The sequence below is a fragment of the Paenibacillus sp. 1011MAR3C5 genome (assembly GCF_003591485.1).
Taxonomy (GTDB): Bacteria; Bacillota; Bacilli; order Paenibacillales; family Paenibacillaceae; genus Pristimantibacillus.
Window position 1 is genome coordinate 186,825 of sequence record NZ_QZCF01000007.1, and the last position, 26,660, is coordinate 213,484.

Sequence of the window (26,660 nt, forward strand, 5' to 3'; positions counted from 1 at the left end):
TTAAATTAGCAATAACTTAGGAGGCTTTTTTATATGGAAGTTAAACAATATACAATATCACCAGATACCACAGTTAGAGAAGCTATTAAGAAAATAGATGAAAAGGGAAAAAAAATCATTTTTATTACGGATTCAAGTCTAACTTTGCTTGGTGTTTTTTCAGATGGGGATATGCGTAAATATATATTACGTAATGGAGACCTGAATGTTCCTATTAGAGTGGTAATGAATAGAAATCCTAGAGTATTCAAAAGTATACGGGAAGCTAACAAAATTTCTAAAACAGAAAAACTGGTGGCTTATCCAATTATTGATGAAGATAATAAGTTTATCGATGTGCTATTTTGGAATGACGATAAACATCGTACTACGACAGAAACAACATTAGCTGATATTCCAGTTGTTATTATGGCCGGTGGTAAAGGTACTAGACTTTATCCATATACTCAAATTCTTCCGAAGCCTTTAATACCAATCGGCGAGTACACCATTTCAGAACGAATCATTAATAATTTTAAGCGTTTTGGTTGCGACTCTTTTTCTTTTATACTTAATTATAAAGGAAGTATGATTAAGGCTTATTTTAATGACATTAATAAGGACTATAATTTAGACTATTTTGATGAAACAACTTTTCTGGGAACAGGCGGAGGACTTTACCTTTTAAAGAATAAAATTAACTCAACTTTTTTTCTTTCAAATTGCGATATCATTATTGATGCTGATTACGGCAATATCTATAAATTTCATAAGGAACATAAAAATTTAATAACTTTTGTTTGTGCTTTCAAAAACTTCACAATACCCTATGGTGTTGTTAATTTAGATAATTCCGGAAAAATACAAAGCTTATTAGAAAAACCATCGTACTCTTATCTTACCAACACAGGATTTTATGTAATCGAACCAGAAGTTATACAAGATTTAAAAGAGAATGAATATATAGATTTGCCAGACATTGCTTCGAACTATATTGAACAAGGTAAAAATGTAGGAGTGTATCCTGTCTCTGAGAATGCATGGCTTGACATGGGTCAGTTTAGCGAAATGCAGGAGATGTTTAAAGCATTAGGGGTCGAATAATGGAGGAAATTATGAATGCATACGGAAACCCTTGCAAGGAGGTTGGGACATGGAAAAGCAGGTCTTTATAATCGCTGAGGCTGGCGTTAATCACAATGGCAGTATGGAAGTAGCTAAAAAAATGATTGAAAAAGCAGCAGAAGCCGGAGTAGATGCAATTAAGTTTCAAACTTTTGTTTCAAAAAATTTAGTTTCTAAATTTGCAAAAAAAGCTGAATATCAAATGAAAAACATGTCAGATGAATCAAACAGCCAACTTGATATGCTTAATAAGTTAGAACTAAGTCCATCAGATTTTGCCTATCTCAAAGAATATTGCAAAGAACATAATATAATGTTTTTATCTACTCCTTTTGATATGGAAAGTATTGATGTTCTTAGAGATTTAGATATAAATATGTGGAAAATACCTTCCGGAGAGATTACTAATCTGCCTTATATTATAAAGATTGCAAAACTGAACCAACCAATAATAATGTCGACAGGCATGTGTAATATTGAGGATATTGAAAAGACATTACAGGTTATTAGAAAATATAATTCACAGCCCATAACCATACTCCATTGTAATACAGAATATCCAACACCGCTTGAAGACGTTAATTTAAAAGCCATGCTCACATTAAAGAATCTTTTTAATACTGAGGTCGGATATTCAGACCACACTGTTGGAATAGATGTACCTTTGGCTGCTGTTGCTATGGGAGCATCCATGATTGAAAAACACTTTACCCTTGATAAAAATATGGATGGCCCTGATCATTTGGCAAGTTTGGAGCCTGATGAATTAATACAAATGGTTAAGTCTATCAGAAATATTGAAAGAGCAATTGGAGACGGTAAAAAAACGATCTCTCCATCAGAACGCAAAAATATTGAAATCGCAAGAAAAAGCATTGTTGCTGCAAGACCAATAAGTAAAGGTGAAATATTTAGTGAACAAAATTTAACAACCAAACGCCCAGGCAACGGATTAAGTCCAATGGAATGGTTTAATGTACTTGGTATACCCGCAAAACGAGACTTTACTGAAGATGAGCTTATAGAAATTTGAATAGATACAACCGTATGGTCTACCAACGTCCCTTTGAGACAATTGGGAGACCAGGATTTTAATATAGTTGATTGTGAGCAGTCAATGACTAAATACGCACATATGGTTATGCGCAAGAAATTAAGTATCATTTAGAAAAAGCGTGGTTTCTGTGTCAGAATGGTCGAGGGGGCCCTGTTTGGCTGGATATTCCTCTGGCTGTTCAGGTAGCGCTGGTTGAATTGAATGATCTGACTGGCTTTGATCTTAGCGGAATGGACAATCATGAATACCCTCAATACGATAAAGCATTAACTAGTACCCTCATAAGATAAACTTAAGAGCGTAGCTCGACCTGTTATCTTAGCGGGAAGTGGAGTTCGTCTGAGTGGTTCACACTCCGAGTTTCTTGAACTGATCCAGTTGTCACAGCTTGGAATTCACATGATCTATTATGGGATGAACATCCAGTGTATTGTGGACGACCTGGTACAGTAGGAACTCGTGGCGGGGACTTCAACGTATGAGAGTGGTCATTACAGGTCCAACAGGAGCAATTGGTATGGATTTGATTAATTATGAATTGACAAGCGCATTGAATTTTTGGCTATCTGCCGCAAAGGATCTGCCGGTCTAGTTTTTTACCACAACATTCAATGATCAGTGTCATTGAAGCGGATTTGGCTGAGTATGCTACTCTTAAATTATCTGGACAATATGATGTGTTCTACCATTTTTCGTGAGCGAGTACAATAGGAGAAAGTCGTAATGATGTGTATACCAAGAATAAAAATGTAACGTATACATTGGACGCGGTACGTTTGGCTGAGCAGTTAGGCTGTCATACATTTATTGGGGACGGTTCTCAAGCAGAATATGGTCGGTCTGAATAGCCTCTTACATTCGATACACCAACAATCCCTGAGAATGGATATGGAGCTGCTAAATTATGTGCAGGTCAACTAAGCCGCATTTTGTGCGAGCAATTAAAAATAAAGCAATTTGGACGCGGATTTTAAGTGTGTATGGCTTTTTTGATGACGAACGTACTTTGATAACCGGTACAATTAAGAAAATGCTATCACAAGAGACGCTATCCTTTACCCGAGGGGAACAAGTTTGGGATTTTTTATACAGTGAAGATGCGGCATATATATTATTAAGGTTAGCTTTTAATGGTAAGCACTTTAAGATTTACTGTATCGGTAGTGGAGAAGGGAGAAAGTTAAGGGCGTATCTTGAAGAAATGCAGAGTTTCAGATCAAAAACCTGTTTTTGGTGCGATCCCGTATGTGGAGAATCAAGTCATGCATCTGGTAGCGGATATATTCGAGCTTGAACAAGACATTGGAAAGATTGCTTTTACTCCCTTTGCTTTGGGAGTTCAAAAAACAATAGTAGAGGTCATGAAAAGATTTGATACTTTTAAAAATTCGGTTTGATGTCAGCGTTGGTTTTTGGCGGATTAGTGGATTGACTTTTTAAAGGTATCATTCTTCTCTTCGGAAAGGTGTACTCACTAAATTTATTATGTCAAGAATCTGCTTTTCTATATTGTATTGACGGCCTTGGGAATGGTGTACAAGGCAAGGAATTGTTGTGTTCCGCAGGTGGAAATGTAGTTTCCATAATGAAAAAACTATTGTCAACACTGGCATGTATTCGCTTACAACAAATTGTTTGACAATTCCATGATTTCGGTGGTATAGTCAGATTGTGGGCCAGACCTTACGACGCCTCACAGTATTTGAAGATGAAGGGAATGTTTGCACATGCAAGGTAAAGTTAAATGGTTTAACGCAGAGAAGGGTTATGGATTCATCGAAACTGAGCAAGGCGGCGACGTATTTGTTCATTTCTCCGCAATCCAATCCGAAGGCTTCAAAACACTCGAAGAAGGCCAAGCGGTTGAATTCGACATTGTAGAAGGCGCACGCGGTCCACAAGCTGCAAACGTAGTCAAACTGTAATCATCCGGCTATCATTAGCCACTGTATAGATGGTTCAATTGACAGTGCCTATTACACTCAAAGCTCCGGGAAACCGGGGCTTTTTTCTGTTTGTGGACGATCTCTATTAACGGCGCACTTCCATATTGACGATATAGGAATGAGAAGTCCGATTGTGTTCTGAACAGGAGGGTCAAATCATGAAAAAACTGTCATTGGTTATGATCGTTAAAAATGAAGAATCGGTATTGAAAAGATGCCTCGACAGCGTTAAGGATATTGTAGATGAGATCGTTATCGTTGATACAGGCTCTACTGACCAAACGATTGAAATGGCTCAAGCATATGGTGCAAGCATATATCATTATGAGTGGAACCACCATTTTGCGGATGCGCGCAATTTTGCATTGGAACGTTCTACGGGCGATTGGAACTTGGTACTGGATGCCGATGAATATATAGCGAATGAGTGCGCTGAGGCGATCCGTGCTTTTCTGGAGCAGGGGGATTCTATTGGAAGAGTGAAACGCATAGATAAGTTTAAAGATAAAGTAGGCGAGGCTTATGCCCAGTGTTACATATCTCGGATATTCCCGAAAGGTGTTCGTTATGAGGGCCGGATTCATGAGCAAGCGGTGTCTGATCTCCCGCGCGTGAAGCTGGGCGTCGAGGTTGGTCATGACGGTTACTATGAAACCTCAAGATCCGATAGGAATATCCCACTGCTCCAGATGGAAATCGATGCGCAACCGGATAACCCATACTATCACTATCAAATTGCCAAAGAGTTCAATGGGATTGAAAGCTATGAACAGGCCTATCTACATTTGAAGAAAGCCTATACCGCTCTTACCAAAAAGGAAATGTACTACCCCAATACGGTAGTGGATTACTTATATGCGATGATTTCCGCCAAACAATTCGGCAACGGACTTGAAGTGATACAAAATGAGGCAAAGCGACTCCACGATTATCCAGACTTTCACTTTGTCTGCGGCCAATATTACCTCGAACTCATCCTGAGCGATACAGCCAAGTTTGTTCATCTGCTGCCGCAGATCGAGCAATCCTATCTCAAATGCTTGGAGCTCGGCGAGACGGACCGTTATGATAGCGTGATAGGAACGGGAAGCTTCTCCGCTCTGCATAATCTGGGCGTTTACTATGAAGTCACGGGGAATGTGCAGCAGGCGGCTGCCTATTATCGCCAAGCCGCTGCTTATCAATATGCTCCTTCGGAACAAAGGCTGGCTCAGTTAAGTTGAATTTGACATTTTTCTGAAAATTCCAAATACACTAAAAACTCTTTTGAATTAGGCTCCTGCATATGCTATAATAAGAGCATGTAAAGGAGGAGTGCCCCATGAATTACAACATTCGAGGTCAACGCTTTCAGGTGACAGAAGCTTTGAGAGATTACGCCGAGAAGAAATTAAGCCGATTGGAGAAGTACTTTGACGCCCCAATCGCCTCCGAAATCACAGTAACGTTATCCGTGACGAAAGGTCAACACGCGGTAGAGGTTACGATTCCGCTAGTCGGCGTCATGCTCAGAGCCGAGGAGAAGAGTGCAGATATGTACGCTTCGATCGACCTGGTGGTCGATAAGCTGGAGCGGCAGATCCGCAAGCACAAAACAAAAGTCAATCGCAAATTCAGACAGGGCAGCGGAGTGAGAGCCTTGTTCCGTGAAGAAGGCTCCGCAGTTAGCGTACTTGAGGAAGAGGATGATCTGGAGCTTGTCCGGACCAAGCGGTTTACATTGAAGCCGATGGATGTCGAGGAAGCGATTCTCCAGATGAATATGATAGGACATAACTTCTTCGTCTTCGCCAATGCCGACAATAAGGAAGTCAATGTCGTGTACAAGCGCGATGACGGAAAGTACGGATTGATCGAGCAGAGCTGAGCTGAGTTCCTTTTACTTATGAACATACTACTTTGAATACCGACAGCCCCGCCCCGAAAAGGAGCGGGGCTTTTATATGTTTATCTATGATCCTGGAACTGCCGGAGTTTCTGTTTGTCGGCATTGAGCTGATGGAGCGGAACAACGTCCAGCAAATGAGGGTACCAAACAATCGAACCTTATGGGCATATTCGAGCCAATAGTATATGACCCCGGAGACGGTCAAGCTGGATATCTATGAACGCGATGTTCACTCATTCGAAAAGGGTGTTCGTGATGTGCCAGATGCTCTGGCATGGCTTTTTGGGAAATAGCTTTCCCGTTCCTCTCGATCGCGTCGCCGGGGTACATTGCGGCAGGGTCTACAAACTGTTACAATTTAAAACAAATAGACCTACTACCGAAAGAGGGGAAAACCATGCTCGGACTGGTAAAGAAAATATTCGGAGACGCGAATGAACGCGAAGTCAAACGCATTCAACGTACAGTTGATGAAATCAATAGCATGGAATCAAAGTTCACGGCGCTGACGGATGAGCAGCTGCGCGCGAAGACGGATGAATTCAAGGCTCGCCTGGAAAAGGGCGAGGAGATTGACGCTCTGCTGCCGGAAGCTTTTGCGACCGTACGGGAAGCATCGAAGCGTACACTTGGCATGCGTCACTTTGACGTACAGCTGCTCGGCGGCATGGTGCTGCATGAAGGCAAGATTGCCGAGATGAAGACTGGTGAAGGTAAAACGCTCGTAGCGACGCTTCCAGTATACCTGAACGCTTTGCTTGGCAAAGGCGTGCATGTCGTTACGGTCAACGGATACCTGGCACAGCGCGATAGCGAGATCATGGGCCAGCTGTATAACTTCCTAGGGATGACGGTTGGCTGCAACTTGCATGGCCTGTCTCACTCGGAGAAGCAAGAAGCTTATGCTTGCGATATCACATACGGTACGAATAACGAGTTTGGATTCGACTACCTGCGCGATAATATGGTGTTGTACAAAGAGCAAATGGTACAACGTCCTCTTTATTATTCCATTATTGACGAAGTGGACTCCATTCTCGTGGATGAGGCGCGGACGCCGCTTATTATTTCGGGACAAGCCGCAAAGTCGACAGAGCTGTACCATGCAGCGGATCGTTTCGTAAGCCGTTTGAAGGTTGAAGAAGATTTCACGATCGACGTGAAGCTGCGCAATACGATCTTGACGGAATCCGGAGTTGAGAAGGCAGAGCGCGCTTTCGGCATCGAGAACTTGTTTGACCATGCCAACGTAACGGTCAACCATCATATTCAGCAAGCGCTGAAAGCGAACTTTATTATGAAACGCGACGTCGACTACGTCGTGCAAGAAGACGAAGTCGTTATTGTTGACGAATTTACGGGACGTCTGATGTCCGGACGCCGTTACAGCGATGGCTTGCATCAAGCGATCGAGGCGAAAGAACAGCTCAAGGTTCAGAATGAAAGCATGACGCTTGCCACGATCACGTTCCAGAACTACTTCCGTATGTACCGCAAGCTTGCGGGTATGACGGGTACAGCGAAGACGGAGGAAGAAGAGTTCCGCCGGATTTACGGTCTGGACGTTATCCAGGTGCCGACGAACCGTACCATGATCCGTAAGGATATCCCCGACGTCGTGTACAAATCCGAGAACGGCAAGTTCAAAGCCGTTGTAGAAGAAATCGTGAAACGCCATGCGAATAAGCAGCCGGTCCTTGTCGGTACGATCTCCATCGAGAACTCCGAGAAGCTGTCCGATATGCTGAAGCGCAGAGGCGTAACTCATAAAGTCCTCAATGCGAAATTCCATGCTGAAGAGGCGGAGATTATTTCGCGCGCAGGTCAAGCCGGATCCGTCACTATTGCGACGAACATGGCTGGCCGGGGTACGGATATTTTGCTGGGCGACTCCGTTGGAGAGCTTGGCGGACTTCATATTATCGGTACGGAGCGCCATGAGAGCAGACGGATCGATAACCAGCTTCGCGGTCGTGCCGGCCGTCAAGGCGATCCGGGCTCCTCGCAGTTCTATTTGTCGCTGGAAGATGAGCTGATGCGCCGTTTCGGTGCGGAGAATATTATGGCGATGATGGACCGACTCGGTCTGGAGGAAGATCAGCCGATCGAGAGCCGTATGATCTCCAGAGCCGTCGAATCTGCCCAGAAACGGGTAGAGGGCAGCAACTTCGATACACGGAAGGTCGTCCTGCAATATGATGACGTGATGAACCAGCAGCGCGAGGTTATTTACAAGCAGCGTCGTGATATTCTGGAATCAGCGGATATCCGGAGCGAGGTCATGGAGATGATCAAGCCGGTCGTTGAGCGTATTGTGGAAGCACATTGCTCCGAAGATATTCCGGAGGAGTGGGATCTGCAAGCGATCGTGGATTACGTCCACGCGAATCTGCTTGAGGAAGGCTCTCTGAAGAAGGAAGATATCTGGGGCAAGGAAAAAGAAGAAATTAACGAATTCCTGCTGGAGAAGGTCGTCGCGCTATACAACGAGCGTGAGGAAGCGCTTGGTCCTGAGACCATGCGCGAATTCGAGAAGGTTGTCGTGCTGCGCGCGGTAGACAGCAAGTGGATGGATCATATCGATGCGATGGATCAGCTGCGTCAAGGTATCCATTTGCGGGCATACGGCGGTACCGATCCGCTTCGCGAATATCAATTCGAAGGCTTCGAGATGTTCAAGGAAATGATCGAGACGATCCAAGAGGAAGTTACGAAATATATTATGAAGGCACGCGTTGAGAGCAATCTGGAGCGTCAAGAAGTAGTGAAGGGCCAGACGACATCGACAAGCGGCGGCGGCGAGACACAGGAGAAGCGTCCAGCGAAGCGTGAAGATCGTGCGGGACGCAACGATCCTTGTCCTTGCGGCAGCGGCAAGAAGTATAAGCAGTGCCACGGCAAGTAATCTAATTTGAGGTGAAGCGAAGCCATGATAGACATTACGGTCAAACAGGATTTGCGTGAAATGGCGAAGCGTCTCCAAGAACTTAGGGGGTCTCTTTGACTTAGATCTGAAGCAGGAGATGATCGCCAACTTCGAAGAGAAAATGTCGATGCCCGATTTCTGGGACGACAATGAGCGGGCTCAAAGCCTCATTTCCGAACTGAATGCGGTCAAGTCGGTCGTAGAGCAGTATGCCAAGCTGAACAATGACCATGAAGAGCTCCAGATGATGCTGGAGCTTGCCGAGGAAGAGGACGACGAGTCCATGGGGCAAGAGTTGAAGGAGAGCGTCGAGCAGCTGCTCGACCGAGTAAGCGACTTCGAATTGCAGCTTTTGCTGAATCAGCCTCATGACAAGCTGAACGCTATCGTAGAGCTGCATCCGGGAGCGGGCGGCACAGAGTCCCAGGATTGGGGCATGATGCTGTACCGGATGTATACGCGCTGGGCTGAGAAGCGGGGCTTCAAGGTCGAAGTGCTGGATTACCAGGACGGCGACGAGGCCGGTATCAAGAGTGTCACGATGCTGGTCAAAGGCTATAACGCATACGGTTACTTGAAGGCCGAGAAGGGCGTACATCGACTTGTGCGCATCTCGCCATTCGATTCTGCGGGACGCAGGCATACATCCTTCGCCTCCTGCGACGTCATGCCGGAGATCGATGATACCATCGAGATCGAGATTCGGTCGGAAGATCTGAAGGTGGATACGTACCGTGCTAGCGGCGCCGGCGGACAGCATGTCAATAAGACAGAGTCGGCGATTCGGATTACGCATATGCCGACTGGCGTTGTCGTTGCTTGTCAGCAAGAGCGCTCGCAGATCGCGAACCGCGATCGGGCGATGAAGATGCTGAGGTCGAAGCTCTACGAACGGAAGATCGAGGAGCAGATGAAGGAGCTGGCCGAGATTCGCGGCGTACAATCAGACATCGCGTGGGGCAGCCAGATTCGTTCTTACGTATTCCATCCCTATAGCATGGTCAAGGATCACCGCACGTCGGTGGAGACCGGTAATGTAGGCGCCGTGATGGACGGCGACCTGGATGCGTTCATTGACGGATACTTGCGCAACCAGATTCGTCACGACGCATAAGGAATGCTTACACGTTTTGCATAGCATAGAGGAAGAGTTCCAACACTGTAATGGTGAGGGAACTCTTCTTTTTGGAATAAGGAGATGATACGAGTGGAAGTGGGAAAGATGAGACGCGGTGACCTGGTAAAGCGAAGAAATCCGCAAGCGCAAATCGTATGGAATATTATGCAGTTATTGCTTGGTGCGATGATCGTAGCGCTGAGCTTCAACATGTTTTTGGTGCCTAACGGCATTGCATCCGGGGGTGTATCGGGTATTTCGATTTTGGTGCAGAAGTTGACCGGAATTATTCCGGCGCTAACGCAATGGGCGATTAATATTCCGTTGTTCATTGCAGGTCTGCTGCTGCTCGGACGGAAGTTTGGCGCCAAGACGCTGCTCGGCACATTATTGCTTCCGTTATTCGTCTTGTTGACGGCTTCTGTGCCCGCGCCGACAGATAACCCGATCCTGGCCGCTATCTATGGCGGCATCGGGGTTGGTCTAGGCCTTGGATTGGTATTCCGCGGAGGAGGTTCTACAGGCGGTCTCGACCTGGCAGCCCAACTTCTGCATCGGTATACTGGCCTGCCGTATAGTCTGGCCGTCGTCTGCTTCGATGGCTGCGTCATTATTGCCGCCGGATTCGTCTTTTCGCCGGAAACCTCGCTTTACGCGCTAATCGGATTATTCGTGACCAGCAAGACGATCGATTTTGTGCAAAATGGCCTCCAGCTCTCCAAGGTGGCATTCATCATTAGCGATCATACGGAGGAAGTAGCGCAAGCGATTCTGAATGACTTAGACCGTGGACTTACACGCTTGGATGGTCATGGCGGCTATACCGGTACAGGACGCACCGTATTGATGGTTGTGGTAGGGCAGAACGAAGTTTCTAAGCTGAAGCAGTTGGTCAGGTCTATAGATTCAGGCGCTTTTGTCATTATAAGCAATACGGCTGAAGTGCTCGGACAAGGCTTTAAGCTGGATAACGGCTAAAGGGACGAACATTGTCCCGAGCTCCTGATCATAAATCGTTTTCTCTGCTTTATGACAGAAAAAGACGGCGAATTAGCGTTGTATTAATATTAGTATGACTGTATAATAATACACGACGAACTTATATTTCCACGAACTTCTGAATGATGTACAATAAGAAGTTGTAGATAAAAAACCAGGCTTTTCCTAGAGTCCGGACGAATCTTCACTCGGAACGACATGAGAAAAGCGCTATACATAAAGCCGAAGCCCCGCGCGATTGCTGCCGGAAATCGGCTTGCCAAGATTAGAGCCGTATTCTGAAGCTGACGGGTCATCCGTCGATCAAGCAGCGGTTCGCAAGTGGGGAGAGATGCATGATGAGCAAGAAGATAGGTGTGGCCATTGTTGGTTCCACTGGTTATGGCGGAGTAGAATTGATGCGTTTGTTAGAGGCGCATCCATATGCTGAGGTGACCTCTGTCATTTCGTCCTCCAGCGCGGGAACGCCGATTGCGGATGGATATCCGCATCTGACCGGCATTCGCGAAGAACTGCTGGACGGCGTGGATGCGCAGGCCATTAAAGCCAAGGCGGACGTCGTGTTTCTCGCTACGCCTGCGGGTGTGGCATCCAAGCTGGCTCCGGAATATCTGGAGGCCGGCTTGAAAGTCATTGATTTGTCCGGCGACTTCCGTCTGAAGTCTCCTGCACTGTATGAGCAATGGTACAAGAAGCCTGCAGCGGATGAAGCGTATTTGCAGAAGGCGGTATTCGGCCTTGCGGAGATCTACGGCGACAATGTGAAGGATGCCGACTTTATCTCCAATCCGGGTTGCTATCCGACAGCGACGCTGCTTGGACTCGTACCGGCGATCAAAGCGGGCTTTATCGATCCGGCTTCGATTATTATCGATGCGAAATCCGGCGTCTCCGGCGCAGGCCGCGGGGCATCCCTGGGTACGCATTATTCGGAATTGAACGAGAACTTCAAAGCCTACAAAGTCAATCAGCATCAGCATGTGCCCGAGATCGAGATGGTGCTTTCCGATGCGGCGGGTACACCGATCGTAACGACATTTACGACGCATTTAGTACCGATGACGCGCGGCATAATGTCGACGATGTATGCAACGGTCAAGGACAACAGAAGCCTTGGCGATTTTATCGAATTGTATAAAGAGTTCTATGAGGGCCGCCGTTTCGTTCGTATTCGTCCGGAAGGACAATGGCCGGGCACGAAGGAAGTATGGGGCTCCAATTATTGCGATATCGGCTTTGCGGTGGATGCGCGCACGAATCGGGTTACGATAATCTCGGTTATCGACAACCTGGTGAAGGGCGCGGCAGGCCAAGCAATCCAAAACTTGAATCTTTTGATGGGCTGGGATGAGGCGTCAGGTCTGCAATTCGTTCCTGCTTATCCGTAATTATATTTCATATCGAATAGAGTTAAAAAGTTTGCTTTTCAGCACCAAGAAGATTGGACGAAGGTAGGAAATGAGGAACGGAGCGTAGCGTAGCTACGAGAGTACTAAAATGTTTCCGTAGGAAACATACTTCGAAAGCTTAGGCTTAGTTCCGGCTGAGTTCAATATTCGATGTCGAATAGACTGCTTGAAAAGGCTTCGTGATCAAAAGTGAACTTTTTAACTACCTTATGGTAAAGGGAGAAACGATTCACGATGGGACAGGACACTGCGTCAACTCCGTTCACAGTGGTAGCGGATGGCTCGATTACGACACCAAAAGGATTCCGGGCCGGAGGACTTCATTGCGGTTTGAAAAAAACAACACGCCACGATCTGGGAGCGATCGTCTGCGAGGTGCCGGCGACGGCAGCGGGCGTCTATACGACGAACGTATTCCAGGCGGCTCCTCTGCAAGTAACAAGAGAAAGCATCGCAGCGGAAGGTCTGCTGCAGGCGGTGCTTGTCAATAGCGGCAATGCCAACGCTTGTACAGGCGAGCAAGGCGATGCGGACGCGTATGAGATGCGTGCCAGATTCGCTGAAGCGATCGGCGTTCCGGCAGACCATGTAGCCGTAGCGTCGACAGGCGTAATCGGCGAGAATTTGAAGATGGACAAAGTCCGCAGCGGCATTGACGCTCTGCCTTCCCAGCTGGATGGCGGGCAGCCGGGCGCGGACGGCTTCTGCCAAGCGATTCTGACGACCGATCTGGTACAGAAGATGGTATGCGTGGAGCTTGAGCTTGATGGCAAAACCGTAACGGTTGCCGGTGCAGCCAAAGGTTCTGGCATGATCCACCCGAATATGGCGACGATGCTCGGCTTTGTGACGACTGACGCGAAGATTGGCAGCGAAGCGCTGCAGGCTCTTTTGCGCCAGGCGACAGACTATACATTTAATATGATTACCGTTGATGGCGATACGAGTACAAATGATATGCTGGTCGCTTTGGCGAGCGGACTTGTGGACCATGGCGAGCTTACACCGGAGCATGAAGGCTGGGCGGCCTTTGCTGCCGCGCTGCGTTATGTATGCGAGGTATTGGCCAAAGCGATTGCGAGAGACGGAGAAGGCGCGACGAAGCTTGTTGAGGTTCAAGTGCATGGGGCGGTCAGCGACGATTCGGCTGCTGCGATTGCCAAGACGGTGATCGGCTCCTCCTTGGTGAAGTCGGCTGTATTCGGAGCGGATGCCAACTGGGGCCGTATCATTGCGGCGGTTGGCCGTGCGGGACAGCCGGTTAATCCGGCTACGGTCGATATACGGCTTGGCGATATCGTGACACTTGAGCAATCCCGTCCGGTGGCCTTCAACGAGGAAGTGGCACTGGAATATTTGAAGGGCGATACCGTTGTGATCGTTGTCGATCTTCATAACGGGGAAGGCTCTGCGACAGCTTGGGGCTGTGACCTGACCTATGATTACGTCCGCATTAATGCGGCATATCGGACTTAAGGAGCCTATAAGGCTGCAGGGTGGAGGATGAAGCAATAATGGAACAGCGGTTTGTGATGAAATGCGGCGGAAGCACGCTCGCGGCTTTGCCTGACGACTTTTTTGGAGAGCTTCGGGAGCTGCAGCAATCCGGTGTAAAGCCCGTGATCGTGCATGGTGGCGGACCTGCCATCTCGGAGACGTTGACGAAGCTTGGCATTGAGACGGAATTTGTAAACGGGCTGCGCAAAACCAATAACGACGTGCTGGATGTTGTGGAGATGGTGCTTGCCGGCCGAATCAATAAAGAAATCGTACGCAAAATCGGAATGAACGGTGCGCAGGCGCTCGGCTTGTCTGGTGTGGATGGCGGCTTGATCCAGGCCCGTCCGGTTGCGAATGCATCCGAAATCGGATTTGTAGGCGATGTGATGGACGTCGAGTCCGGCATTATCGAAGGCATTATGGGAATGGGCTACATTCCGGTTATTGCGCCAATCGGGATCGACGCGAGCGGACAGCGCTACAATATTAACGCCGATACAGCAGCTGGAGCGGTTGCCTCTCATCTAGGCGTTGAACGTATGATTGTTGTAACGGATGTGCCAGGCATCTTGAAGACGGTGAACGGGGAGAAGCACGTGCTTCCTTCGGTTACCGTTGAAGAGATCGAGGAGATGATTGCAAGCGGTGAAATATACGGCGGCATGATTCCTAAGGTACGGGCTGCCATTCAGTGCATACAGGGCCGAGTTCGTGAAGTGGTCATCGTTAGCGGGCAAGAAGCAGGTGTATTGACGCGTGCAGTACGCGAAGGCGGCGTCGGCACAAGTATCGTACAAAGCAAGCAAAGGCAGGTGTAAGGATAGATGAGCGAGAATAAAACGGCTGCAGCCGGGGCGTCATTGCTTCCTACATACGCGCGATATCCCCTCACGCTGGTCAAGGGCGAAGGAAGTTGGCTGTGGGATGATGCGGGGAACCGTTATCTGGACTTCATGAGCGGCATTGCCGTTACGAATCTGGGTCATGCGCCAGCACGCATTAAGGAAGCGCTCGTGCAGCAATTGGATCAGCTGTGGCATGTGTCCAATCTGTTTCATATACCAAATCAAGCGGATGCGGCCAAGCTGCTGACGGACAATAGCTGCGGAGACGCTGTATTCTTCTGCAACTCGGGTGCGGAAGCGAACGAAGCGGCGATCAAGCTGGCTCGCCGTTATCAGCAGCTGGTCCAGAACAACGGCCGTTATGAAATTATTACATTCGATCAGTCGTTCCATGGACGCACGCTGGCGACGCTGACGGCAACAGGGCAATCGAAGGTGAAGGAAGGCTTTGCTCCGCTGCCGGAAGGCTTCAAGTATATTGCTTATAATGATATTGCAGCGCTGGAGTCGGCGGTTAGCGAGAAGACGGCTGCCATTATGCTGGAGCTGGTTCAGGCGGAAGGCGGCATTCACCCGGTTGACCAGACCTATATCCAGCAAGTTGCCGAATTGTGCAAGCGTGAAGGCATCCTGCTGATCGTCGACGAGATTCAGACGGGTATAGGCCGTACAGGCAAGCTGTTCGCTTATGAGCATTTCGGTATCGAGCCGGACATCTTCACACTGGCAAAAGGTCTCGGTAGCGGCTTCCCAGTTGGCGCAATGGTGGCGAAGGAGAAGCTGCGTGAAGGCTTCAGCGCAGGCAGTCATGGCTCTACCTTCGGCGGTACGCCGATTGCTACGGCGGTCGTGAAGGCGACGCTTGAAACGATTGTAGGAGACGGCTTGTCCGCTAGAGCGGCGGAGCAAGGCGGGTACTTGATGTCGCAGCTTCGTGAGAAGCTGGCGGGCTCGAGCTTTGTGAAGGAAGTTCGCGGTCTCGGCTTGCTGGTCGGTATTGAATGCACAGGGCCGGTAGCGGATGTTATCGCAGATGCGCAGAAGCGCGGCTTGCTTGTCATTACAGCTGGACCGAATGTCGTTCGCTTACTGCCTAACTTGCTGGTAACCAATGAAGAGATCGATGAAGCTGTATCTATTTTGGCGGATCTGTTGAGCGATAGATAAGCTCAAAAAGGTTTTATAATATGTCTTTTGAGCCAAGGGAAGCGGAAAGAACCAATTGTTATGGAGAAACGAAGTGTTCGCCTTTGCAGATGGCAGGTTACCTTAGCAACCCAAATTCAAAACCTGCGGGCTGCAACAGCGATCGGAATAATAATTGGTTCTTGTAGCGGTTGTCTTAGACCAAAAAAGTGCAACTTTTATTGTCATCCATACGAAGTGGTTTTGCTCACGCAAAACCTAAGTATCGCTTACGAAGTAAGGTTTGCTCCGCAAACCTAAGCTTATGCTTACGAAGTTAGGTTTGCTCCGCAAACCTTTTAGGAGGGAAACAACATGCAAGTAGTGAACGAGGAAATAGCCCATAGCCTGAAAGGGCGCGACTTTCTGATGCTGGTTGATTTTACGAAGGAAGAGCTGCACTACCTGATCAACCTGGCTATCGATCTGAAAAGAAAACAAAAGGCCGGCGAAACCCATCATATTCTGAAGGGCAAGACGCTGGGCATGATTTTCGAAAAATCGTCAACGCGCACGCGCGTTTCGTTCGAAGTAGGCATGTACCAACTCGGCGGTCAAGGTTTGTTCCTGAGCAGCAACGATCTGCAAATCGGCCGTGGCGAGACCATCTGGGATACCGCTCAGACGCTGTCCCGTTACCTAGACGGCATCATGATCCGTACATTCGCGCATCGCAAAGTGGTAGAGTTGGCTAGAGGCGCTACGATTCCGGTCATTAACGGTCTGACGGATCTGTCCCATCCTTGCCAAGCGCTGGCCGACTTTCAGACGATCTATGAGAAGAAGGGTACGCTGGAAGGCCTGAAAATGGCATACATCGGCGATGGCAACAACATGGCGCATTCGCTTATGATGGGCGCTGCCAAGCTGGGCATGCATATGTCCATTGCAACACCGGAAGGCTACGAGCCAGACTCCGATCTGATTCAACAGACGCAAGCGAATGCGGCTGAGACAGGCTCCCGCCTTGTTATCTGCCACGATCCGAAGGAAGCTGTTGCCGATGCGGACATCATCTATACCGATGTATGGGCGAGCATGGGTCAAGAAGCAGAGCAGAAGGAACGCGAGCTTGCTTTTGCGAACTTCCAGGTGAACGACGAGCTGGCGAAGTACGCGAAGAAAGACTTCCAATTCATGCACTGTCTCCCGGCTCATCGCGGCGAAGAAGTAAGCGAAAGTGTCATCGATGGCGCGCAATCCATTATTTTCGATCAGGCAGAAAACCGTCTCCATGCGCAAAAAGCGATCATGGCGGCGATCATGTCCTAATGGCATAGATAATTTATAAGTGAAGGGATGTAAGAGGAGATCATGGCAAAAGAAAAAATCGTGTTGGCTTACTCCGGCGGCTTGGATACTTCCGTTATTCTGAAATGGCTCAAAGAAACATATGACGCCGAAATTATCGCTTTTACAGCAGATATCGGACAGAAGGATGAACTCGACGGACTGGAAGAAAAAGCGCTGGCAACTGGCGCTTCCAAAGTATACATCGACGACCTCCGCGCTGAATTTGCAAAAGACTTTATTTATCCGATGTTCCAAGCGGGAACGCTGTATGAGGGACAATACCTGCTCGGCACTTCCATCGCGCGTCCGCTAATCGCGAAGCGCATGGTTGATATTGCTCGCGCGGAAGGCGCAACAGCAATCGCTCACGGCGCTACCGGCAAAGGCAACGACCAAGTTCGTTTCGAGCTGACGGCTGCCGCGTTGGCGCCAGAGATCGGCGTTATCGCTCCATGGAGACTGGAAGCATTCCGCGAGCAGTTCCCTGGACGTGCGGAGATGATCGCTTATGCCGAGAAGCATGGCATCCCGGTTACAGCATCGGCTGCGAAGCCTTATTCCACAGACCGCAACTTGCTGCACATCAGCTTCGAGAGCGGTATGCTGGAAGACCCTTGGTTCGATCCAAGCGCTGAGGAGAATGAAGACATGTACGTGCTGAGCGTATCGCCTGAGCGTGCGCCAGACCAAGCGGAATATGTGGAATTGACGTTCGAGCAAGGTGACTGCGTAGCATTGAACGGCGAGGCAATGAGCCCGCTTGAAGTGATGGAGCGCCTGAATGAGCTGGGTGGCAAGCACGGCATCGGCCGTGTCGACATGGTCGAGAACCGTTTTGTCGGCATGAAGAGCCGTGGGGTATATGAAACGCCAGGCGGCACAATTTTGTTCACTGCCCATCGCAAAATGGAATCCCTGACGATGGACCGCGAAGTCATGCATCTTCGCGACTCCTTGATCGCGAAATATAGCCAGCTTGTTTACAACGGTTTCTGGTTCGCTCCTGAGCGTATTGCTTTGCAAGCGCTCGTGACAGAATCGCAGAAGAACGTAAGCGGCGTTGTACGCCTCAAGCTGTACAAAGGCAACGTAATCGGCGCTGGCGTGAAGAGCCCGGTCAGCTTGTACAACCCGGACATCGCAACGATGGAAGCAGATCCATCGCAAGCATACGATCAAGGCGATGCAACAGGCTTCATCCGTCTGAACGCACTTCGTCTGAAGGTTTCCTCTGGCGTAGAGCAAAGCAAAAACTAATAGCCGGATAAGGGCGGAAGCTAGTGAAAGCATGCAGGCCGGAACGGATATAGTTCCGGCCTAAGATTGAGGAAGAAGGCGGCAGATGGCTGCATGGCTTCCTTGTTCCGCGCATGCTGAACAGCTTCCGTTCCCTTGCATTCGGAAGGGAGTGCTGGATACAGTGAGCAAACTATGGGGCGGTCGTTTTACGAAAAAGACAGACCAGCTGGTAGAGGAATACACAGCTTCGATCATGTTCGACAAGGAGCTGGCTGAGGAAGACATTCAAGGAAGCCTTGCACATGTCACTATGCTGGGCAAGCAGGGTATTCTGCCTGCCGATGATGTAGAGAAAATTAAGGATGGTCTTCATCGCGTGCTTCAGCGCATTAAGCGCGACGACATTGAATTCTCCATCGGGGACGAAGACATCCATATGAATATCGAAAAAACGCTGATCGACGACGTAGGTTCGGTAGGCGGCAAGCTGCATACAGGTCGCAGCCGCAACGACCAAGTCGCAACGGACATGCACCTTTGGCTGCGCAAGCGCGTAGTGGAATTTGTAGATATGCTGCAGAAGCTGCAATCTGCGCTAATTGCGCAAGCGAAGGCGAATACTGATACGATTTTGCCGGGCTATACGCATTTGCAGCGCGCACAGCCAATTCTGTTCGCTCATCACCTGATGGCGTATGTATCCATGATCGGACGCGACATCGAGCGTCTGCAAGACAGCTACAAGCGGATCAATGTATTGCCGCTCGGCGCTGGCGCATTAGCAGGCACGACGTTCCCGATCGATCGCCATTTTGTAGCAAGTCAATTGAAGTTCGATCGCGTGTATGAGAACAGCCTGGATGCGGTAAGCGACCGTGACTTCATTTTGGAATTCCTGTCGCATGCCTCCATCATCATGATGCACTTGTCACGTCTGAGTGAGGAGCTCATCATGTGGTCCAGCACGGAATTCCACTTTGTTGAGCTTGACGATGCGTTCTGCACGGGCAGCAGCATCATGCCGCAGAAGAAGAACCCGGATGTGCCGGAGCTTGTGCGCGGCAAGACGGGCCGTGTCTACGGCAATCTGGTCGGCTTGCTGACCGTGCTGAAGTCGCTTCCGCTCGCTTACAACAAAGACATGCAGGAAGACAAAGAGGGCATGTTCGATACCGTGAAGACGCTGCAAGGCGCGCTTCAATTGTTTGCGCCAATGATTGCGACGATGAAGGTCAATACGGACCGGATGCGCCAAGCCGTCAACCAAGATTTCTCCAATGCAACGGATATCGCAGACTTCCTCGTTGGCAAAGGCATGCCATTCCGTCAGGCGCATGAAGTGATCGGCAAAACCGTTTTGTACTGCATCGAGCAAAACAAATATTTGCTGGATCTGACGATCGAGGAGTTCAAGCAGTTCTCCAGCTTGTTCGACGACCGCATCTATGCGGTGCTTCAACCGGAGCAAGTCGTCAACGCCCGCAATGTATACGGCGGCACAGCGAAGCAGCAAGTCGAAGCGGCAATTGGCCGCGCCGACGTGGCGCTCGCAGAGACGGCAGCTTGGGTCGCGGAGTATTTGGAGCGAAGCAGGTAACAAGGGAACTTCATGTTTTGCCGTCACCAGCAGTACCTCATAAATAGGCACTGCCGGTGCGCGGCAGGACATGTACACATAGGGAGTTCCAGGCAACAAAAAAGGACGGGTCTTCGACTCCGTCTTTTTTTGTTTGTCGCGAGTATTAAATTTTAGTTGCTGCTGCATGCAGGTCGCTTTCATCGACTTCATAAGCGCGGGTTCCAGAATCAAATCAAACCAAATGAAGTCGGCATAACCGACCTAGCTCCATGTTACTGCCATCATTCATCAGATAAGTAAAGTTCCTTAATCGATTACAGCCCATCCTCAACCAGAGAATCGCCGGGCGACGGCGTAGCTTGAGGGGCTAGAGTAGCGTGTAGCGAATCTGGCCCTGTCTCGATCAGTGTAGGCTGGGCACGATAGGTGTCTTTGGATACTCGCTCGCGGGAGACCGCCTTGCCGTCCCGGAGATGCGTGCGGTAGGTTTCTACGATGTAACCGGGTTTTCCTTTTTCCACGACTACCGTTTTTCCCACTGGAAGAGCAGGATTGACCGATTGCTGAGTTTTCGGAGAGACGGTCTCCAGAGTGACGGATTCGATTTCGTAGCTTTCGTTGCTCGGCATGGTTCCGAACAGCTTGATTGTCAGCTTTTTGTTCTCGACAGACGTACGGATGAGCAGGCCTTTTCCTGTCGTATTGCGGAATTTGAAATCAATGGCATCTGTCGCGTAGGTTGCATCGTGTCCAAGCGGGAGATAAGCGACAGGCAGCGAATGATTGCGTCTTTCTTCAATATCAAGTCCCGCGCGCAGTATAGCCTGATAGAGGGTGCTGGATACTTGGCAGATGCCACCGCCGATGCCGGGCACAAACTTTCCATTGAGAATAACGGGGGCTTCGCGGTAGGTATGCTCCTTCTCCGCTTTGGCGATCAACTCACTGTATGCGAACACTTCGTCCGGCTTCAAGTACCAATCGTCGAGCGTTTTGGCCGTGACGCTTACATTATGCGAACGCCCCTCAGCACTTGAGCTGAAGTCGGTCGTAAAGGACATAATGAGCCGATCGATTCCTTCTTCCTTCAGCTTCTCAAGCGTGATATCTGGATGTATCGTACTTATAGGCAATTCGGCAACCAAAGTGCTGCGATGACCGGTCACCTCCTCTCCAACCTCGAGCTCTTCCAACAGAACCCATTGATCGGCTTCGTTCACTAAGCTGGGCAGGTCTAGCCTATAGGCATCGGTATGAGGCGTAAAAATGACCTCGTCCATCTTCGTAATTTCCCGCGAGGCATTCTGCGGGGCGTTGTTCTCTACCCAGCTCCATTGCTTGCGAAGAGCAGACTCGAACGCGCTTTTTTCCCAGCTTTGCGACAATGTGAAATGGCTCGGGAAGTGATAGCGATAGCGTGCGCGTTCCCACAGGCTTCCTTTCTTTAACTGCAGCAGAGCGTCTCTGGCCCCGGTGAACTCTGCCTGATAACCAAACTCCGATACGATCCAACTTCGGCTGTCCTCCGCGACTTGGTTCGCCTGCACGGTAATGCTGCGCTTCTCTAATGCTTGCTCATACTTATCCAGCAAGGTGATGGCGTCGTCAATGTACATGCCGCCGATTTGCAGCTTGCCTGCGGTTACGCCTTCCGGCACTAAATCCTGACTGGCGTATTTCCACATCACTACGAATCCTGCTGCCGCCGTAAGCAACACAACGGCACACACTCCCCATAACGCCCATTGCAGCTTCTTCATGCCAACGCACCCTTCCCCGTATAAGCACATTCCTACATCCATATGCGATTCTGGCTCTCTTCATGCCGCAGAGCTCGCGTCATTCAGCAAGGCAGCATTCGCAACGTTGTGCCTATAACGCAAGACATCTTTCAACGAATACGATGCTGATTATCCAGGAAAGATGCCGCCAAAATGCATAAAAAAGTTATGCATTATATGGAGAGTAATCGTATTGTTTTTCGACAAAGTCCACGATAATGAGAATCATGAAAAAAGCGGAATAGGCTGTTCTGTTGAAGGAATTAGCCGCACGCTGTCGAAATAGTAAAACTGACTACATACAGGATGTGATACTGTGATCGAAATGCACGACATATGGAAGACGTACGCTGACGGAACGAATGCACTTCGTGGCGTATCAGTTCGAATAGATCGAAATGAGTTTGTTTATGTCGTCGGCCCATCCGGCGCCGGCAAGTCTACATTTATGAAGCTGATTTACCGGGAAGAGGTTCCGACCAAAGGCCAGCTATCGGTTAACGGATTCAATATCGGCAAGCTGAAGCCTCGCAAAATCCCATACGTCCGAAGAAATATCGGTGTCATCTTTCAGGATTTCAGACTGCTGCCAAAGCTGACGATATACGAAAATGTCGCTTTTGCGATGGAAGTAATCGAGGCGCCTCGCAGAGTAATCAAGAAACGTACGATGGAAGTGTTGGATCTTGTCGGATTGAAGCATAAGCATAATTCTTTACCGTCCCAGTTATCTGGCGGTGAGCAGCAAAGGGTGTCGATTGCCCGGGCAATAGTGAATAATCCGTCGGTCATTGTGGCGGACGAGCCTACCGGGAACCTGGACCCGGAGACATCGGCAGGAATTATGAACCTGCTGGAGGAGATCAACTTCCGCGGTTCAACAATTATCATGGCGACGCACAACAAGGAAATCGTAAACAGCATGCGCAAGCGGGTTATAGCCATAGAGAATGGCCTGATCGTCCGTGACGAGGCGAGAGGGGAGTACGGCTATGAAATTTAGCACGATCTTGCGGCATCTGCGAGAGGGTGCCAGGAACATCATACGGAATGGCTGGATGTCGTTTGCGTCGATGAGCTCCATCTTTATCTCGTTGTTTATATTGGGTGTTTTTGTCCTGCTTGCACTGAATGTCAATTCCATGGCGGACCAGATCGAGAGCAGAGTTCAAATAAGAGTGTTCTTACAGACGGATGTGGAGCAAGCCAAGGTTACGGAAGTGCAGAATAAGATCGGGAACCTGGAAGAGGTTAGCAAAGTAACGATCGTCTCCAAGGAAGAAGGGCTTAAGATCCTCCGTGATGCGATGGGTGCCGAAAACGGGGATTGGCTGGAAGGCTACAACAATGAAAATAATCCTCTCCCTATTTCTTACACGGTAGAAGTGTACGACCCGCAGTCGGTTGAGACGGTCGCTTTGAAAATTGATGGCATCAACAAAGCGGATGAAACCAATCCGATTAACCAAATCAAGTATGGGCAAGGCACCATAGAGACGTTGTTTAAAGTGACCAATGCGGTTCGCAATATCGGTTTTGTGATCGTCATCGGCCTTGGCGTAACCGCTATGCTGCTTATTTCCAACACCATCAAGATGACGATTATCGCAAGACGCAGAGAAATCGGCATTATGAAGCTGGTGGGCGCGACGAATGCGTTTATACGCTGGCCGTTCTTCATTGAGGGGGCATTGATCGGCTTTGTCAGCTCGGTACTGACGACCGCGGCCATACTCGGCAGCTACGCACAGATTATTAAGCTTACGAAACTGGACTTATCGCTGATGATGGTCAACCTGATCCCACTGAAGGAAGCGGGAATGACAGCAGCATTGTTAATTATCGCAATCGGCACATTGATCGGCATTTGGGGCAGCACCATTTCGGTACGAAAGTATTTGAAAGTGTAGGTGAATGGTTCAATTATGAAAAAAATAAGCGCGTTTATTGTAGCTGTGGCTATACTCGCCGTGTTTGTTCTGCAGCCTTCAGGCGGCAGCGAGGTCAAGGCGGCCTCGCTATCCCAGATCGAGAAGGATATTAAAGCAGCCAATCAGCAAATCAGGGAAGCAGAGCGCAAGGCTGCCAATGCGGCCAAGGATGCAAAAAATGCAGAGGCGCAGAAGCTGACAATAACCTCGAAGAAAGAAACGCTGCAGAAGGAAATTAACACCCTGAATAAAGAAATCGACAAAGTTGCAGTTGCTTTGACGAAGAAGCAAGAGGAGAAAGAAGAGAAGCAGCAGGAGCTGGTGCAAACCGGCGTTGAGCTGGAAGAAGCTGTTCAGCGGGTTGTGGAACGCGAAGCGCTTCTGGAGACTCGCATGCGCATGATGTATTCCAACGGATTCGTATCTTATATGGATGTTCTATTCAGCGCAACTAGCTTTACAGATTTCCTGGATCGGTTCGATGCGCTGCAGACGATCCTCAGCTCAGACCGCGATATTCTGACCGCTCATAAAAAAGACCAGGCGCTCGTAGAGGAGAAAAAAGCCGATATCGAGGAGCAATATGCGGAGCTGGAGGCGCTCTATCATGAGCTTGAGCTGCAGCAAGCCGATCTGGTCAAGAAGGAAGCGGATAAGGAAGTGCTCGTTGCTTCCTATAATCAGAATTTGAACCAATTGTCCGAGACGCTTGAACATCTGGAAGTCATCAGCGAGGAGCAAGAGAAGCTGCTTGTCGCGCTGGCGGCGAAGGTATCCAAGCTGAATGCAGAGAAAAACCGGATCAAAAATCCGTACACGGGTGGCAAGCTGGGCATGCCGATCGATCCGGGTTATCGGGTAACGTCGAGTTTTGGCACTCGGATTCACCCCATTACGAAAAAGAAGCACACGCATACCGGAATTGATTTCGGTGCGCCGCAAGGCACAGACATCTATGCGGCTGAGTCTGGTGTCGTCATCGTATCGCAGTTGTGGAGCGGTTATGGCAACTGTATCATTATTGATCATGGCAACGGGCTATGGACATTGTATGGACATATTCGCAACGGAGGTCTTCTTGTTGATGTAGGAGATCAGATCAAGAAGGGCCAAAAAATCGCAGAAGTCGGCAGCACGGGCAATTCTACCGGACCGCATCTTCACTTCGAAGTACGCAAAAACGAAGTGCCGGTCAATCCGAGCGGCTATTTGAAATAATAAGCCTATATACAGCAACAGCAAGCGGGCAGCCCAGAATTTGGGCTGCCCTTATTATTCAAGGCGCATCAAGCTCGAATTGGCATTGCCGCAAATAATTGCCTCCCGCTTGTCATATACTATTGGGGTCATGAAAGCTGGATAACAATGAAGGTGGTGTACCGAGGTGTATTTCAAGGGACGTACGGTTTTTGCTTTTGTCATGGCGACGATGATCGCCTCCGTACTGGTGACGATGACGCTTGCGGATCAATGGATTCAGCATGGAGATCAGCGTTCTTCATCCGCTGTAGCTGCAGCTGCTGCAGCAGATGAACAGGGCCGCTATCCGTTGAGTGCGGACGAGCTTGCCAAGCTGAATGCGGTGCTGGAGTTGATTGAATCCAAATATTACGAGGATGTTGAACGCGAGGAATTGCTGGACGGCGCAGTCAGCGGAATGATGAAAGCGCTGGATGATCCGTATTCTGTCTATATGGAGAAGGAAGTTGCACAGCATTTCTCTGAATCAATTGAAGGCTCCTTTACCGGAATTGGCGCGGAAGTGACGACGGAGGATGGGAAGATCATCGTCGTATCTCCGATCAAGGGATCGCCTGCCGAACGTTCAGGCCTGCTTGCCAAAGACGTGCTGATCTCGGTTAATGGCGTCAGCCTGAACGGCTTGAACTTGCAGGAGGCCGTCACAAAGATTCGCGGTCCAAAGGGGACGAAGGCGAAAATCGTTGTGCAGCGCAGCGGCTTCTCGGAGCCGATACAGCTGGTGCTCATCCGGGATGACATTGATGTGGAGACGGTGTACAGCACGATGAGACCGGACGGGATCGGAGTGATTGAGATCCGTCAGTTTTCGCTTAATACCGCGAAGAGATTCAAAGATGAGCTGGAGAAGCTGGAAGGCGAAGGGTTGAAGGGGCTGGTCCTGGACGTGCGGAATAATCCGGGAGGCGTTCTTCCCATTGTCGTCGAAATCTCGCAGCTAATGATGAAAGAAGGCTCCACCGTCGTTCAGGTTGAATACCGGGACGGGAAGCGGGAGAAGACGCTGGCCAAGGGCGGCTCGCAGAAAGATTACCCGATTGCCGTGCTTACCAACAAAGGGAGCGCCAGCGCCTCGGAGATCCTGGCAGGCGCATTGCAGGAAGCGGCCGGAGCTACGGTTATTGGTGAGCAGTCCTTCGGCAAAGGTACGGTTCAGGTCAGCTATAATAAAGCGCTTGGCGATGGAAGTCTGCTTAAGATGACGATCGCGAAGTGGCTAACACCTAACGGCAACTGGATTCACCAGAAGGGCATTACACCGAATCAGATCGTCGAACCGCCGGATATGTATACGGTCGCCAGAATGAATGTGCTTGAACCGTTGAAGGCCGACAGCTTGAGCGAGCAAATTCGCAGTGCGCAGATCATGCTTCACGGACTGGGGTTTGAACCTTCACGCGAGGACGGCTACTTCGACGAGGAGACTGTTGAGGCTGTAAAAAAATTTCAGACGCAGCATCAGCTTCCGGCAACCGGAGAAATTGATGCCAAGACCGCAGCGCAGCTGGAGCAGGCCGTTATGAAGTGGATTCAAAATAAAGATAACGACGCACAGCTCCTGGAAGCGGTAAAGTCTGTCAGCAGGAAATAGGCTAGCATGT

The 26,660-nt window shown here is 49.2% G+C and carries 22 protein-coding genes; 21 read left to right on the forward strand and 1 reads right to left on the reverse strand.

Annotation, left to right across the window (positions count from 1 at the left end; genetic code table 11):
* Window positions 1–33 precede the first annotated feature (33 nt).
* From D3P07_RS20935 to argH, 17 genes are all read left to right on the forward strand, one after another.
* Window positions 34–1,083, forward strand: coding sequence for a sugar phosphate nucleotidyltransferase (locus tag D3P07_RS20935; protein WP_119802202.1), 1,050 nt, complete (start codon window positions 34–36; stop codon window positions 1,081–1,083).
* 49 nt (window positions 1,084–1,132) lie between these two features.
* On the forward strand, window positions 1,133–2,137 hold the full coding sequence (neuB, locus tag D3P07_RS20940) for an N-acetylneuraminate synthase (protein ID WP_119802203.1): 1,005 nt from the start codon (window positions 1,133–1,135) through the stop codon (window positions 2,135–2,137).
* A 928-nt stretch (window positions 2,138–3,065) separates the two neighbouring features.
* Complete coding sequence (locus D3P07_RS27955; RefSeq protein ID WP_119802204.1) at window positions 3,066–3,455, forward strand: NAD-dependent epimerase/dehydratase family protein; 390 nt, start codon at window positions 3,066–3,068, stop codon at window positions 3,453–3,455.
* Window positions 3,424–3,558 (forward strand): hypothetical protein, encoded by a 135-nt coding sequence (locus D3P07_RS27675; protein ID WP_259391624.1) that lies wholly within the window; start codon window positions 3,424–3,426, stop codon window positions 3,556–3,558. Before D3P07_RS27955 ends, D3P07_RS27675 begins: the two co-directional genes overlap by 32 nt.
* Window positions 3,559–3,888: 330 nt before the next feature.
* Complete coding sequence (locus D3P07_RS20950) at window positions 3,889–4,086, forward strand: cold shock domain-containing protein (RefSeq protein ID WP_087569424.1); 198 nt, start codon at window positions 3,889–3,891, stop codon at window positions 4,084–4,086.
* Window positions 4,087–4,265: 179 nt separating this feature from the next.
* The gene (locus tag D3P07_RS20955; RefSeq protein ID WP_182914439.1) at window positions 4,266–5,330 is read left to right on the forward strand and encodes a glycosyltransferase family 2 protein; all 1,065 of its coding nucleotides are present in this window, start codon (window positions 4,266–4,268) and stop codon (window positions 5,328–5,330) included.
* Window positions 5,331–5,428: 98 nt separating this feature from the next.
* Entirely contained in the window at window positions 5,429–5,974 is a 546-nt protein-coding gene (gene hpf, locus D3P07_RS20960; RefSeq protein WP_119802205.1) for a ribosome hibernation-promoting factor, HPF/YfiA family, read from the forward strand.
* A 418-nt stretch (window positions 5,975–6,392) separates the two neighbouring features.
* Entirely contained in the window at window positions 6,393–8,900 is a 2,508-nt protein-coding gene (gene secA / locus D3P07_RS20965; RefSeq protein WP_119802206.1) for a preprotein translocase subunit SecA, read from the forward strand.
* Window positions 8,901–8,924: 24 nt separating this feature from the next.
* A protein-coding gene (gene prfB, locus D3P07_RS20970) for a peptide chain release factor 2 (RefSeq protein ID WP_119802207.1) occupies window positions 8,925–10,035 on the forward strand; the annotation gives its coding sequence in 2 pieces (ribosomal slippage) (window positions 8,925–8,996 and window positions 8,998–10,035; 1,110 coding nt in all).
* A gap of 108 nt (window positions 10,036–10,143) precedes the next feature.
* Window positions 10,144–11,016: a YitT family protein gene (locus D3P07_RS20975; RefSeq protein WP_259391630.1), complete on the forward strand. Its 873-nt coding sequence runs from the start codon at window positions 10,144–10,146 to the stop codon at window positions 11,014–11,016.
* Between the two features lie 359 nt (window positions 11,017–11,375).
* Complete coding sequence (argC, locus tag D3P07_RS20980; RefSeq protein ID WP_119802209.1) at window positions 11,376–12,425, forward strand: N-acetyl-gamma-glutamyl-phosphate reductase; 1,050 nt, start codon at window positions 11,376–11,378, stop codon at window positions 12,423–12,425.
* Window positions 12,426–12,680: 255 nt separating this feature from the next.
* On the forward strand, window positions 12,681–13,922 hold the full coding sequence (argJ, locus tag D3P07_RS20985; RefSeq protein WP_119802210.1) for a bifunctional ornithine acetyltransferase/N-acetylglutamate synthase: 1,242 nt from the start codon (window positions 12,681–12,683) through the stop codon (window positions 13,920–13,922).
* Window positions 13,923–13,960: 38 nt separating this feature from the next.
* Window positions 13,961–14,764 (forward strand): acetylglutamate kinase, encoded by an 804-nt coding sequence (gene argB, locus D3P07_RS20990; RefSeq protein ID WP_119802211.1) that lies wholly within the window; start codon window positions 13,961–13,963, stop codon window positions 14,762–14,764.
* Window positions 14,765–14,770: 6 nt separating this feature from the next.
* Window positions 14,771–15,958, forward strand: a complete 1,188-nt coding sequence (locus D3P07_RS20995) for an acetylornithine transaminase (protein WP_119802212.1) — start codon at window positions 14,771–14,773, stop codon at window positions 15,956–15,958.
* A gap of 333 nt (window positions 15,959–16,291) precedes the next feature.
* Window positions 16,292–17,248, forward strand: a complete 957-nt coding sequence (argF, locus tag D3P07_RS21000; protein WP_119802213.1) for an ornithine carbamoyltransferase — start codon at window positions 16,292–16,294, stop codon at window positions 17,246–17,248.
* 42 nt (window positions 17,249–17,290) lie between these two features.
* Window positions 17,291–18,526 (forward strand): argininosuccinate synthase, encoded by a 1,236-nt coding sequence (locus tag D3P07_RS21005; protein WP_119802214.1) that lies wholly within the window; start codon window positions 17,291–17,293, stop codon window positions 18,524–18,526.
* A 163-nt stretch (window positions 18,527–18,689) separates the two neighbouring features.
* Window positions 18,690–20,105 carry an argininosuccinate lyase gene (gene argH, locus D3P07_RS21010; RefSeq protein ID WP_119802246.1) on the forward strand — a complete coding sequence of 472 codons (1,416 nt, stop codon included), beginning with the start codon at window positions 18,690–18,692 and terminating at the stop codon, window positions 20,103–20,105.
* Between the two features lie 296 nt (window positions 20,106–20,401).
* Here argH and D3P07_RS21015 read toward each other — a convergent pair whose 3' ends face one another.
* Window positions 20,402–21,847, reverse strand: coding sequence for a VanW family protein (locus D3P07_RS21015; RefSeq protein WP_182914440.1), 1,446 nt, complete (start codon window positions 21,845–21,847; stop codon window positions 20,402–20,404).
* A gap of 337 nt (window positions 21,848–22,184) precedes the next feature.
* Here D3P07_RS21015 and ftsE point away from each other — a divergent pair, with 337 nt between their 5' ends.
* The 4 genes from ftsE (at window position 22,185) to D3P07_RS21035 (ending at window position 26,650) form a co-directional block, all read left to right on the forward strand.
* Entirely contained in the window at window positions 22,185–22,871 is a 687-nt protein-coding gene (ftsE, locus tag D3P07_RS21020; protein WP_119802216.1) for a cell division ATP-binding protein FtsE, read from the forward strand.
* Window positions 22,861–23,778, forward strand: coding sequence for a permease-like cell division protein FtsX (gene ftsX, locus D3P07_RS21025; RefSeq protein ID WP_119802217.1), 918 nt, complete (start codon window positions 22,861–22,863; stop codon window positions 23,776–23,778). Before ftsE ends, ftsX begins: the two co-directional genes overlap by 11 nt.
* Before the next feature lie 15 nt (window positions 23,779–23,793).
* The gene (locus D3P07_RS21030; protein ID WP_119802218.1) at window positions 23,794–25,017 is read left to right on the forward strand and encodes a murein hydrolase activator EnvC family protein; all 1,224 of its coding nucleotides are present in this window, start codon (window positions 23,794–23,796) and stop codon (window positions 25,015–25,017) included.
* Window positions 25,018–25,183: 166 nt separating this feature from the next.
* Window positions 25,184–26,650 carry a S41 family peptidase gene (locus tag D3P07_RS21035; protein ID WP_259391625.1) on the forward strand — a complete coding sequence of 489 codons (1,467 nt, stop codon included), beginning with the start codon at window positions 25,184–25,186 and terminating at the stop codon, window positions 26,648–26,650.
* Window positions 26,651–26,660 lie beyond the last annotated feature (10 nt).

Excerpts from the sequence above, each read along its gene's own strand:
- D3P07_RS20935 (WP_119802202.1), top strand. The coding sequence starts at position 34 with ATGGAAGTTAAACAATATACAATATCACCAGATACCACAGTTAGAGAA.
- neuB (WP_119802203.1), top strand. The coding sequence starts at position 1,133 with ATGGAAAAGCAGGTCTTTATAATCGCTGAGGCTGGCGTTAATCACAAT.
- D3P07_RS27955 (WP_119802204.1), top strand. The coding sequence starts at position 3,066 with ATGTGCAGGTCAACTAAGCCGCATTTTGTGCGAGCAATTAAAAATAAA.
- D3P07_RS27675 (WP_259391624.1), top strand. The coding sequence starts at position 3,424 with ATGCATCTGGTAGCGGATATATTCGAGCTTGAACAAGACATTGGAAAG.
- D3P07_RS20950 (WP_087569424.1), top strand. The coding sequence starts at position 3,889 with ATGCAAGGTAAAGTTAAATGGTTTAACGCAGAGAAGGGTTATGGATTC.
- D3P07_RS20955 (WP_182914439.1), top strand. The coding sequence starts at position 4,266 with ATGAAAAAACTGTCATTGGTTATGATCGTTAAAAATGAAGAATCGGTA.
- hpf (WP_119802205.1), top strand. The coding sequence starts at position 5,429 with ATGAATTACAACATTCGAGGTCAACGCTTTCAGGTGACAGAAGCTTTG.
- secA (WP_119802206.1), top strand. The coding sequence starts at position 6,393 with ATGCTCGGACTGGTAAAGAAAATATTCGGAGACGCGAATGAACGCGAA.
- D3P07_RS20975 (WP_259391630.1), top strand. The coding sequence starts at position 10,144 with ATGAGACGCGGTGACCTGGTAAAGCGAAGAAATCCGCAAGCGCAAATC.
- argC (WP_119802209.1), top strand. The coding sequence starts at position 11,376 with ATGAGCAAGAAGATAGGTGTGGCCATTGTTGGTTCCACTGGTTATGGC.
- argJ (WP_119802210.1), top strand. The coding sequence starts at position 12,681 with ATGGGACAGGACACTGCGTCAACTCCGTTCACAGTGGTAGCGGATGGC.
- argB (WP_119802211.1), top strand. The coding sequence starts at position 13,961 with ATGGAACAGCGGTTTGTGATGAAATGCGGCGGAAGCACGCTCGCGGCT.
- D3P07_RS20995 (WP_119802212.1), top strand. The coding sequence starts at position 14,771 with ATGAGCGAGAATAAAACGGCTGCAGCCGGGGCGTCATTGCTTCCTACA.
- argF (WP_119802213.1), top strand. The coding sequence starts at position 16,292 with ATGCAAGTAGTGAACGAGGAAATAGCCCATAGCCTGAAAGGGCGCGAC.
- D3P07_RS21005 (WP_119802214.1), top strand. The coding sequence starts at position 17,291 with ATGGCAAAAGAAAAAATCGTGTTGGCTTACTCCGGCGGCTTGGATACT.
- D3P07_RS21015 (WP_182914440.1), bottom strand. The coding sequence starts at position 21,847 with ATGAAGAAGCTGCAATGGGCGTTATGGGGAGTGTGTGCCGTTGTGTTG.
- ftsX (WP_119802217.1), top strand. The coding sequence starts at position 22,861 with ATGAAATTTAGCACGATCTTGCGGCATCTGCGAGAGGGTGCCAGGAAC.
- D3P07_RS21030 (WP_119802218.1), top strand. The coding sequence starts at position 23,794 with ATGAAAAAAATAAGCGCGTTTATTGTAGCTGTGGCTATACTCGCCGTG.